Annotated in this window: 11 protein-coding genes; 3 read left to right on the forward strand and 8 right to left on the reverse strand. The window is 41.5% G+C overall.

The window, feature by feature from the left end:
- Nucleotides 1–106: 106 nt before the first annotated feature.
- From VB775_RS22085 to xseA, 4 genes are all read right to left on the reverse strand, one after another.
- A complete protein-coding gene (locus VB775_RS22085; protein WP_281006657.1) occupies nucleotides 107–811 on the reverse strand; it encodes a three-Cys-motif partner protein TcmP in 705 nt (234 codons plus the stop codon).
- A gap of 16 nt (nucleotides 812–827) precedes the next feature.
- A complete protein-coding gene (locus VB775_RS22090) occupies nucleotides 828–1,619 on the reverse strand; it encodes a DUF5131 family protein (RefSeq protein WP_281006656.1) in 792 nt (263 codons plus the stop codon).
- Between the two features lie 73 nt (nucleotides 1,620–1,692).
- Nucleotides 1,693–1,914, reverse strand: a complete 222-nt coding sequence (gene xseB / locus VB775_RS22095) for an exodeoxyribonuclease VII small subunit (RefSeq protein WP_281006655.1) — start codon at nucleotides 1,912–1,914, stop codon at nucleotides 1,693–1,695.
- A gap of 12 nt (nucleotides 1,915–1,926) precedes the next feature.
- On the reverse strand, nucleotides 1,927–3,126 hold the full coding sequence (gene xseA / locus VB775_RS22100) for an exodeoxyribonuclease VII large subunit (RefSeq protein WP_281006654.1): 1,200 nt from the start codon (nucleotides 3,124–3,126) through the stop codon (nucleotides 1,927–1,929).
- Between the two features lie 117 nt (nucleotides 3,127–3,243).
- On the opposite strand from xseA, the gene VB775_RS22105 reads away from it, so the two are divergent.
- Together VB775_RS22105 and VB775_RS22110 are read left to right on the forward strand one after the other, a co-directional pair.
- A complete protein-coding gene (locus tag VB775_RS22105) occupies nucleotides 3,244–3,615 on the forward strand; it encodes a hypothetical protein (protein WP_323216945.1) in 372 nt (123 codons plus the stop codon).
- 274 nt (nucleotides 3,616–3,889) lie between these two features.
- On the forward strand, nucleotides 3,890–4,330 hold the full coding sequence (locus tag VB775_RS22110; protein WP_281006652.1) for an RrF2 family transcriptional regulator: 441 nt from the start codon (nucleotides 3,890–3,892) through the stop codon (nucleotides 4,328–4,330).
- A gap of 137 nt (nucleotides 4,331–4,467) precedes the next feature.
- Here VB775_RS22110 and VB775_RS22115 read toward each other — a convergent pair whose 3' ends face one another.
- Nucleotides 4,468–5,400 (reverse strand): endonuclease/exonuclease/phosphatase family protein, encoded by a 933-nt coding sequence (locus VB775_RS22115; RefSeq protein ID WP_281006651.1) that lies wholly within the window; start codon nucleotides 5,398–5,400, stop codon nucleotides 4,468–4,470.
- 20 nt (nucleotides 5,401–5,420) lie between these two features.
- Nucleotides 5,421–6,863: a serine/threonine protein kinase gene (locus VB775_RS22120; protein ID WP_407073002.1), complete on the reverse strand. Its 1,443-nt coding sequence runs from the start codon at nucleotides 6,861–6,863 to the stop codon at nucleotides 5,421–5,423.
- A 243-nt stretch (nucleotides 6,864–7,106) separates the two neighbouring features.
- Here VB775_RS22120 and VB775_RS22125 point away from each other — a divergent pair, with 243 nt between their 5' ends.
- A complete protein-coding gene (locus VB775_RS22125; protein WP_281006649.1) occupies nucleotides 7,107–7,847 on the forward strand; it encodes a Uma2 family endonuclease in 741 nt (246 codons plus the stop codon).
- Nucleotides 7,848–7,884: 37 nt separating this feature from the next.
- On the opposite strand, the gene VB775_RS22130 is transcribed toward VB775_RS22125, so the two are convergent.
- Both VB775_RS22130 and VB775_RS22135 read right to left on the reverse strand, forming a co-directional pair.
- Nucleotides 7,885–8,721 (reverse strand): Cof-type HAD-IIB family hydrolase, encoded by an 837-nt coding sequence (locus VB775_RS22130; RefSeq protein WP_281006648.1) that lies wholly within the window; start codon nucleotides 8,719–8,721, stop codon nucleotides 7,885–7,887.
- A 406-nt stretch (nucleotides 8,722–9,127) separates the two neighbouring features.
- On the reverse strand, nucleotides 9,128–10,018 hold the full coding sequence (locus VB775_RS22135; protein ID WP_281006647.1) for a Sll0314/Alr1548 family TPR repeat-containing protein: 891 nt from the start codon (nucleotides 10,016–10,018) through the stop codon (nucleotides 9,128–9,130).
- Between the last annotated feature and the right edge of the window lie 543 nt (nucleotides 10,019–10,561).

Consider the following 10,561-nt stretch of genomic DNA (forward strand, 5'->3'; position numbering starts at 1 on the left):
TTGTAAGTTCGATTTTTACTTTTGTGCCTTCTACACTTATTAACTTTGCCGACATTTTCTTTCTTGATCTCCTTCGTTATTCTTTCATTGTTCTACAATCTTCGTATTATGTCAAGGTCGCACCCATTGCTTCACGGCTTGATATTAGATCTGAAGAATTTTCCTCAAATAAGCCCAACTGCGTTACTTTAGGTGGTTGATAAATTTGTTTAATCCAATCTGTATTACCCATTACTTTATTCAACTGTTCTATAACTTTCGGTTCTGGATTTTGCTCTCTGGGGAGAAGTCGAGTAACACCCATAACTGAAAAATTAACAAATATATCGCAAGTTTGAGTTTCGGCTATTTTTTTGACTGTTTCCCAATCAACTTGTAAACCATATGGATCTAAGAAAACAAATGCTCGTTTATTTGATGAATATGTTATTTGAGGAAGTATCTCATCACACAGAATATTGTTGCAGTCACCCTGACAAGTGTGGATAGTATGATCTGGAAATTCATCACGTAAATTTTCCACACGTTCTACTCGCTGGGGATTAAGATCCATGAACCAATAAGCATCAAATTTAGGATCTGTCTGAATTGCACGTAAAGGAGAACCATCAATATAGCGCTGTTCGTCATTTTGGGCTTTAGGTCTAACAGAGCCTGCAAAAGCATCGATATAGTAATAAGCTTTTAGCCAACTTTCTTTTTGCTTATTCATGATATCGGAGTAGGCTTTGAGATATTTAGCCAGTAAATCTAGCTTCTCTTCTGACCATTGCCCAATAATGTCTTCACCTTCAGTACCAAATTTACTCATAACTGTATTTTCATCTTTAGTTAGCTGTAGCTAAACATTCCTTCTTTAAAGGATTAGACCTTTGAGACTTTGTCATTTTTAATGATTGCCATTGACTGATATGGTCGTACCAAGCTTTAGGCATTTCATCCCAAGTTCGATCATCAAGAAGTTTACCGCCAGATTTAGAGTGATGACCACCCCATTGTTTAAAGAAGAAAGCAACATCAGCTTCTCTCGTCTGACGTAAGATATCTCTAACCCATTCGGGTTTTATGGGACGATGTTTATATCCAGATTCACCACCAACAATCACCCAATCAATACCTTCTAAATCGAGGCAAAGTGGACCTAGTAGAGGTTCACAAGAAAGAAATCGAACTTTTGAAGGTACTTGTCTCAAAGCTTCTATTCTATGAGCGTAGTCTTGATTTTCTACAGATACACCAACCCATATGTTGTCAGCCCACTCAAGTTTTGATGAAAGTTCTAATAAATTTTGTTCACGTTTAGTCAAAATCTGATAAACATGCCAAGGAGTTTCCCTCATAACTGTGAATATTTGCTGCAAATATTCAAAAGGTACATCTTTATGGAAAAGATCACTCATTGAGTTGACAAATATTCGGCTAGGAGTTCGCCATTTTCTAGGTTGATCAATCCTTTCAGGATACAACGTTAATTTGAATCCCTGAGGAAAAGTTTGGGAGAATCTCTCTGTTAAAGCTTCAGCATAGCAATAACGACAGCCTGGACTCACCTTACTACAACCAGTAGTGGGATTCCAAGTTTTATCAGTCCATTCAATACCAGTGTTGCTACTTGACATTTTTTTAGTATACATTAAAGGAATTAGATTCTTATTCTTTTAATGAGAATTTTGGATAAATTCAGGTTGTTTTCTATACACTACTACTTTGAATTAAGGTAACTTTCTGTTCAGCTTTTTCTAGATATTCACGGCAATATTGCGATCGCTTCATCCCTTCTTCGTAAAGAGATAGCATTTCATCTAGGGCGGCTTCCCCATCATCGAGAATTTCCACTATTTCTTCGAGACGCTGCATCTGTTCTTCAAAGCTTAAATCTGGTAGTTTCTTTGGTGATTTATTCTGGTCGGTCATATACTTTATCAATTACTCTTTATCAGTTACTTTTTCAATCTTGGCTTGGGCAATTTCCGAGCGCCGCACAATTTCCACTGTATCAAATACAGTGAGTGAATCATCATTGCTAAGCAGGCGATCGCCCGAGCGCAACAAAGCAAAACCACGCTGTAATGGTGATAGGGGATGTAGCGATCGCAGATGGGCGGTGATGCTTTCAAGTTTATTGGTGGTTTGGCGCAAATGACGAAGCAGAGACTTTTGCATAGTTTGATCAGCTTCGTCTAACTGTTGAGCGCGATCATGGAGGCGATCGCCAAAATTTTGAAATGCATAACTATTGATGAGTGCATTCAAACGTTGATCGTATTTCTGTATTTCTAATTGAACAATGCGATTTAGGCGATTTTCCCAAGCGGTAATCTGTTGCCATAGGGTTTCGCGATCGCATTGCGTTACCAGTTCCGCCGCCGCCGTTGGTGTAGCAGCCCGTAAATCTGCCACAAAATCAGCGATCGTAAAGTCGGTTTCATGTCCAACCGCAGAAATAACGGGAATCCGTGAATGAAAAATTGCCTCGGCAACTTGCCCTGTATTAAACGCCCAAAGATCCTCAATCGAGCCACCACCACGCCCCACGATCAACACATCGGCATCGGTATTTTGCAAAGCGGCGATCGCCGCTGCAATTTCTTCAGGTGCAGACTCCCCTTGCACTGTGGCTGGACATAAATAAACCTCGCAATGGGGTGATCGCCGCTTTAGCGTACTGAGAATATCTTGAATTACGGCTCCAGTCGGTGACGTGACCACCCCTATTTTCAAAGGAAAAGCAGGAATCTCTCGCTTGCGTTCTGGATCAAAATATCCGCGTTCCGCTAGATCTTCCTTCATCGCCGCAAAGGCTAGATATAAGTCACCTTGTCCTGCGGCAGTCATGCGATCGCAATCGATCTGATATTTACCACGGGTTGCATACACCGTTAGCCGACCTTGGACAACGACTTGCATTCCACTTTTGGGACGAAAGGCTATGGTACGGCTAGCCCACATCACACAATCGATCTGGGCTGACTCATCTTTGATCGTAAAATATCGATGTCCAGAGGCTGCGGTTGTGAAACCAGAAATTTCCCCCGTCACGCGCACAATTCCTATTTCATCCCGCAACAAAAGCGTAATTGCTTGCGTCAAATTTGATACAGTTATTGCATTTTTAGAACCGTTCATACAACCTACTGACCATGGGACATTCTTCTAAATAATATGAATATTTTTCCAAGTAATTGTTTAAATACAATTTCTATCTACCTGAAACATTCTATGTTGCTACTCGCTGTCTTGCCAGTGACATTATTGCCGGTCAACGTTGTCCAAGCCGAGGTTGCCGTCCCAGATAAACAGGGCAACTACTACAGAAATGAAACTAATGTAAAATCTCCAAGAGGAGATAGATATGGGACAGGATCGCTCTGGAGAGTAGTTGTTGAGGGGCTCAATTGTCGTAAAGAGCCAAGTATAGATAGTCCTGTTCAACGTACTTATGCTGCCAATGAAATTATAGAAGTACAAATCGGTCGGGGTGGGTCTGATGAAGTTTTAATAAATGCTCGTGATAAAAATGGAAGACCTTGGATGCAAGTTCGTTATAGACCTTCAACATCAGAAGCATGTTATGTGAGGGCAAATAGTAGATTTATTCAGCCCGTAAAGGAGTAATGCCAATTCACAAAGGTGTTGCAACACCTTTGTGAATTGAAACCAAAAGCCAGTAAGTTTTTTAATCAAGAAATGGCTACGCCATTTCTTGATTTGGTATAAAGCGATAAAATCGCAGAAGCGCTTTAATTTTTCGGCTTTATACCAAATCACAAAAGTATAGCCATTTCGTGTTTTAGTATTAGAGCGTATTTGCTCTAAATTTACAGTGCAATACCGTAGTATCATAGTAAACAGTTAAGAAAAATTTTTTAAACAAAAATTACGGTCTGTTGTGGAACTTTCTTTAAAGAGTGAATATGCAATTTTGGCTATGCTTGAGCTAGCTAATCATTTTGCGATCGATCAGCCTCTCCAGATTCGTCAAATTGCGAACCAACAAAATATTCCCGATCGCTATTTGGAACAGTTACTCGCGACTTTAAAGCGTCAAGGCTTAGTTAAGAGTCAACGGGGGGCTAAGGGTGGCTATATCCTTGCACGAGAGCCTTGGGAAATAAGTTTACTAGAAATCATTCGGGGAATTGAGGGATACGATACGATCGCGGAAAAAAGTAGTAAGTCAGGCAATGAAAGCGCGTCTCTTTCGGTAATCCATGAAGTATGGGAAGCCGCCCAAAAGTCAGCTTCTGCTGTGTTAGATGGCTGTACGCTCAAGGATTTATGCGATCGGCAACGCCAGCGTCAAATGGCTACAACTATGTATTACATCTAACTACCAAAAAACAAAATGGCTACGCAATTTTGTTTTTTTACCCTTACTGAGTTTGGGTTTTAATTCAACGTCAGTTCGATATAGCCATTTGCGGCGTGCTAAGCACGCTGCAAATGGCTATATCGAATTCACGTTATTTATCTACTGCGAAAGACTGCTCGCACGGGCAAGTGATCGGATACTTTCGCAAAATAGGTACGATCGCTATCAAAGCCCAGATCCTTTTGTGGATCGAGAATCTGAACTGATTGGGCTATGTATTCTTCTTCTGCTCCTTTAGGAGCTTTAGAAATTGCAATATGATCGATGACGCAACCAGTGCCTCGATTGGTATAGCGCGGACGACCATCAGGAGTTTTAGGCTGACCACGTCTTTTTAAGCAGTTCTCCTTTTTGCCCGTTTCAATATCTCTAGTCAAGAAAGTCAGTGGTGCATCCCGTAAGCCCCGATTTTGATCAGCCCAAGTTGGACTATTAAAATCACCGACTAGAATTAAATCGGGATCAGATTGCGGATTCTTTTGATAGTTATCTACTTCTTGGCGCAAGCGATCGCTTTGATTTTGGCGTAAGCGATCGGCCTCTTTGCCACCACCTCCCTTTTGATGTACAACCACTAAGGTGAAGTCAAAGTTCGCGCCTGTTTTCACAAAGGTCACAAGCGGCGATCGCAAAGTCCCTGTGATGTTTACTTTTTGCCATTCAGTCACCTTTTGAGCCGAGATCAAGTCTTTGCGATAGAACAGAGCCACTCTTTGTTTACTGCCCGTATCTCCTAAGACAAATTCCCATTGTTTACTTTTATTCAACTGCTCCTTAAGTTTTTCGGCTCCCAATGGACTAATTTCTTGTAAGCCGATCGCATCAAAATTACGTTCGATAATCTGGCTGACTGCTTCTAGTTTTGGATTGTTTGTTCCATCAAAATTGCCTAGATTGAAAGTACCAATTCGCACTTGATCAGGTACATTTGCCGTGGCAAAGGGATTAGAGCAACCTGCGATCGCGAAGGCGGATATGCCGATCAATTTGATCGATATCAACCTGATTAATGAGGACGTGATTGCCATAGAAAGATATCTCATATTAACTAACGACTGTTTCTAAAATTATTAATCATTTCAATTAACCACATCACTTCGGTTGGTCGCAGATCATTGGCAGATATTAAATGAGTCTCATCTTGGATATGTATTTTGACATTGGAATTGAGCGAGTTATCATCATTTTTTTCATTACTTAGCCACACCAACCAGCCAAATAGATTGTTGTTATATCTGTTTCGCATCATGATCCAATTTGGTTCAACATAAATGGAACTATTTCCAGTCTGTTGATCACGCCAATAGCATTTACCAAATATGTAGCGACTTAAGATGACTTCTTGCCCATTAATTTCAAACTTAGATGTGGTGAGAAGTTGTAAAAGCTTGCACAAAATCAATCCGACAATCGTTAATAGAATTACAACAACTATGGGGCTAAGTCTTGTGATAAGCAAGTAGGGGACAAATGTTGTAACAAAGAACAAAGTGATTAACGATATCATTCCTAGCAACAAAATTGCTGATGGCATCTTGTTAGGGATTAAAATCTGAAAATAATGTTCTGACTTTTCAACTTGAATGTTTGTGTTTTCTGGAGCATAGTTTCTAATGGTGTTCACCTTAACAGATTGAATACTCGGAACAACCTGCTCGACTCTTGATTGCCTTTTGGGTTTAGGGTGAACTAGCGCTTCTAAAGCCATTTGAGCCGATGCATAACGTTTTTTCAGTAATGGTTCTACTAAGGTCTGAATCCATTCCACAAAGTCAGGACTAGCACTGGTGCGATCGCGAAAAATTATTTTGGCTTCATCATCCTGTGGTAAATCCGCAGGTGATATCCCCGTCAACAAATAAATTAACGTTGCCCCTAACGCATAGAGATCAGAAGCTGCAACCGCCCGACCACCATACTGCTCCATTGGTGCATAGCCATAGGTTCCCACAACGGTAAAGGATTTACCTTCGGCGCTTGCTCTGTCTTGTACTGCACCAAAATCTACCAAGTAAATATTTGGAGTTTCGCCTTCACTTTTAGTTAAGATCAAGTTACTAGGTTTAATATCGCGATGGAGAACTTGAGGACTGAGTTCATGGAGATAGATGAGGATTTCTAAAATTGAGATCGCAATTTTCTTAACTTGTGACTCAGTAAATTTATGTCCTTTGGTAATATATTCTCGCAGCGAATCCCCTTGAATATATTCCTGTACCAATCCAAACCACAAAGAGCGATCGTCTATCGAAAAGTAATCGCGATATTTAGGAATACGTGGATGATTCAACTGTTTGAGAACATTGGCTTCCCTCTCAAATAGTTTCAAATCTTCCCATTGCACGTTACCTCCAAAAGCTAATAACTTAACCACCACCAATTCATTCTCTTTCTGCAAATCCTTAGCTAGCCAAGTCTCACGACCTGCATTTTGCCCAAGTTGACGCTCTAGCTGATAACGTTGATTAACAATCTCTTGAGGCTGAAGGATAGTCATATACTTTGCTCAGACAATTGGGGAGACTTAGAACCTTTTTAAGGATTGTCTAGATCCCCCCAGCCCCCCCTTGTAAAGGGGGGGGCTGGGGGGATCTCTTGAAGGCGTTAACCGCAGAAAGCAATTCTTAAATGGTTTCTTAATGGTGATTACAGCATTTTTTACTTTGACAAAAATACTTAGCAATATTTTTAATCATCTTATAATATAAACACAATGCCATTGAGGTAGAAAGTCATGACTTTCACAATTGATCCATCTATAGAACCTGTTGTACTGCCCGATCATACCCAACTGCCAGAGTCTGATGGTACATTTGTGAAGAATTTTCAAGAACATCCCCAAAGTATTCTCCTCACTGACTCTCTAGAACCTGTATTACACCAAATTCATCCTGACGGGCAATATGCGATCGGGCAAGATAGTGGCATCTATTGGCGGATGACTGAGCCTCCCGAAAAAGGCGCAGAGGCTCCCGACTGGTTTTATGTACCGAATGTACCGCCTTTGCTGAATGGGATTCCACGCAGGTCTTATGTCCTATGGCAAGAGTTTATCGCACCGTTAATTATTTTAGAATTTGTCTCTGGTAGTGGTAAAGAAGAAAGAGATAAAACTCCTTGGACTGGCAAATTTTTTATCTATGAGCAGGTAATTCGTCCCGCTTTTTATGGCATTTACGAAGTCCAAACTGCCAGCGTCGAGCTATATCGACTGGTCGAGAATAGATTTGAATTAGTAACAGCTAATGCCCGTGGACATTATCCAATTGAGCAACTTGGTGTAGAAATTGGCATTTGGCAGGGACTTTATCAAAATCTAGAATTACATTGGCTGCGTTGGTGGGATGCCCAAGGTAACTTGTTAATCACAGGCTCAGAACGTGCCGAGATCGAGAGTCAACGAGCTACCAAAGAATATCAACGCGCTGAGCGCTTTCTAGCACAACTTCGGGCTGCGGGGATTGAACCCGAATAAAAAAGCGTTGCAAAGCAACGCTTTTTTAACAGACTAGCTAAAGCACAAATTTACCGATCGCTACAGCCGCTCCATCCTCTTCCACAGTAGGCGCAACCCAATCCCCAAGAGGTTTTAAACCTTCAGGGGCATTACCCATAACTACGCCAATACCTGCGTATTCGATCATTTCTAAATCGTTGAAATTATCACCGATCGCTAAAACCTGCGATCGGTCAAATCCCAAGATATTCTCAGCTAAATGCTTAACCGCAGTTCCTTTATTGGCGATCGGATTAGTCGCTTCAAAGAAAGTAGCCACAGATTTAGTGAGATAGAGTTGTTGCGGTGTATAGCGATCTTTGAGAACTCGGAGCATTTCTGTCACCAGTTCCGCAGTATCACTCAAGGCAAGAATCTTGGTTGGTGGATGGTCAGTACTTTTACTAGTGAGGAATTCTCGCAAATCACCGACTACTGTGACTCCAACCTTAGAGCGTTCCGCATAGGCTTGAGTTTGGGCGGTCATTTTCCGCACGTAGAGTTCATCATTCACATAAATATGAATCGAAAGCTTGTCATTAGTTGCAAATTCTCCTAGATCATCGAGCAAAGAGAGCGCTTGTTCCAGTTCAACTGGCCAATGTCCAACTAATTCATCAGTTTTGGGATCTTTAATGAATGCGCCTTGGTAGGAAATCAATGGCATATCTGAAGCGATCAGTTCGTGGAATCGTACCGCCGAGCGATACATTCTACCCGTGGCGATCGCTACCTTTACACCTTTAGCCTGAGCCGCTTTTACCGCTTGCTTGACTGCATCATTGACCTGATTGGCATCACCACTAATCGTGCCATCGATATCTACCACGATCAGTTTAATGTCTTGCGCCATGAGTTTTTTGCTTTCTTTTTGCTTTGGATAAAAAAGTAGGGTCAATTCATGAATTGACCTTACTTTTTATAATATAGCTATAGCCACCTGTATCAGGACAAATCAAAACCCAAATAGTGTGAGGCGGCGCTTCGCGCCGCCTCACACTATTTGGGTTTTATGCCCTAACAAGAATGGCGACAGCTATACCTTGCTTGGTTTTCTGACTTGTAGTGTTTATAGCGATCGCCATTTCTTAACCACTTCAGCGCGAAGCGCTGACTTAAAACCCAAGAAACGAGTGGCGGCGCAAAGCGCCGCCACTCGTTTCTTGGGTTTTGGTTTGTACGAACTAACTTTTGCTTTGCTATAAAGCCTCGATAAGCTGTAACTAAAAAAAGCGTTGCTTCGCAACGCTTTTTTTAGTTTATTTGGTCTGTTCAGGACAAGCTACACCGCCAGAGATGTTGCGGCATTGTCCACGAATCTCTTCGAGCAGGCTTGGATTCAGTTGCTTAGACTTACTTAGAGCAAGCTCAAATTGATTCTTGGCGATCGGAATATTGCTGTCGCTTTGCATCCATAACACTTGTCCTTTTAGGTAATGTAGCTCTGGATTATTGGGAGCAGAGACAAGAGCTTTGTTTACTGCGTCTAGAGCAAGATCGGGCTTGCGAGCATCACGATAGGCTAGAGCTATGCCACGCCATTTCAGGTAATCAGGCGCTGCAAATTGCTTTAGGCTTTCCAAAGCTGTTTCAAGGTCGGACATAGGTAATACTGATGCAATTAGCATGTCAATATAGCCTTTGATCAAATTTAGCTCAGGGTCATTGGGGGAAATATCCTTGGCTTTTTGGATGTTGTCAAAAACGCTTTGCACTAGTGGCAAAGCCTTAGGCGCACTGGATAAGCCTTCAGTTTTGACAATATATCCTGCCTCAATCAAATCACTTGCAGCAAGGTAGATATAAGCTCTGAGGTTATCTTTACCCATCAAGGCCTTGGCATTAGTGCGAACGCGCTGTCCAGCCACGCGCATTCCTAAGTAGTCTTCGCTGGCATAGAAGGTAGAAGCGCGTAAAGCGAATAACAGTGGCTCGTTTGCTTCAGTTCTCACAGCTAAATCCAACTGCTTTAATGCAGCCGTATAATTTCCATCTTTGAACATTAATTCAAAGGCTTTCTGGGTTTCGCGACCGATCGCCCGAGCATTTTGGGAGCGGAATGGATCTGCGGCAAAGCTAGGCATCACTGTAGCGGCGGTGATCAGTGCTGTTAACAGAGATACGGATAAAAATTTCAAAGAGCGGTTCATAAATTTCCCCGAAAATATCAGGCTATAAGTAGTTAGCAAAGTTTAGATCGTATCTTTAGATATTCTGACAAATTCAACTCGGACTTAATCTAAATACTTAATCTAAATTTGGTCTGATGTTTTAAGTTGTCTGCAACATATTACGTTAATGCACTCAAGGACGATGGTAATTTACAAAAAGTTTCTTCTCAATATCTATATAGCAATCCTAAATGTGTTGTGAGAGTGCGCCCCTTCGGGGCGCACTCTCACAACACTCAAAATCTTACAAATCATTTAGGAGCGCTATAGCAATGTAAGAGATAGCTAGGACAAATCAAAACCCAAAATATGAGTGGCGGCGCGAAGCGCCGCCACTCATATTTTGGGTTTTAAGACTTACATTGCTATAAGACCAAAAAACAAGAAGACTTGGGTTTGGAGACCAAACCCCTTGTATCTAGGAAGAAAAGTAAAGGATAAAATCTTTACTCAAATCCGAAAAAGCAAAAGCAGAGATAAACTCGTTCAACCCCTAGGGACACCAAGCCCGTAATGTAGATA

The organism is Pseudanabaena sp. CCNP1317 (assembly GCF_034931345.1).
GTDB classification, from domain to species: domain Bacteria; phylum Cyanobacteriota; class Cyanobacteriia; order Pseudanabaenales; family Pseudanabaenaceae; genus Pseudanabaena; species Pseudanabaena galeata.